Source organism: Paenibacillus oceani (assembly GCF_014705615.1).
Classification (GTDB): Bacteria; Bacillota; Bacilli; order Paenibacillales; family NBRC-103111; genus Paenibacillus_AB; species Paenibacillus_AB oceani.
Map to the genome: position 1 here is coordinate 1 of NZ_JACXJA010000025.1, position 778 is coordinate 778.

Here is a 778-nt window from a genome sequence, read left to right on the forward strand (position 1 = left end):
TCAGCTCTACTCCGCCTTCCAACTGCATGTGTACCAGCACGAGCGCATCCCGATGAGCGTGTTTCATGGCGATACGACGAGCATGTCCGTGTACGGCGCGTACACGAAACCGAGTAAGGCGCTGCAGATTGTCGAAGGGTACAGCCGGGACCGGCGAGGCGCCAAACAAATCCAGTTCGGGTTGATCGGAAATAGCGATGGGATTCCCCTTTATGGCGATGTGCACGACGGAAACACGTCAGACAAAACCTGGAATCCGGAAGTGCTGGAGAAACTCCATGCGCAGTGTGCTGCCGTAAAGCTGAACGATTTTGTTTACGTCGCCGATTCGGCTGCGATGAGCAAGGCGACCCTCGACGCCGCAAAAGGCGCAAACGCCTATCTTTTGACCCGCGCGCCCAACCAATTAAAGATCGTCAAAGCCGCACTGGCGTTTGCCGATGCACCGGATGCGTCTTGGTCCGAGCCGGTGTCGTTCGTCTCGTCCAAGGAAGGCGCCACGTACCGCTGGCGGGCCGCCGAGGCCGAGCATGAAGGCCATGGGCTCCGTCTGATCGTGGTGGAGTCCAGCGCGCTGGACAAGAAAAAGGAAAACACATTAACCCGCGAACGGGAGGCCGAATGCGATCGGCTGACGCAAGCCGCAAAGGAAGCCGCCCAAACGCCGTTTCACTGTCGGGCCGACGCCGAACAAGCCGCCGAAGCCTTCCGGGAGGGGCAATCGTCCCGGTTTCATCAGGTGGACGTGACCGTTCGGCCGCAGGAAATCGTTCGCAAA

At 59.4% G+C, this 778-nt stretch carries 1 protein-coding gene; it reads left to right on the forward strand.

What is annotated here, in order from left to right:
* The coding region (locus IDH45_RS18450) for an IS1634 family transposase (protein WP_190929608.1) at positions 1–778 on the forward strand (778 nt) is incomplete at both ends.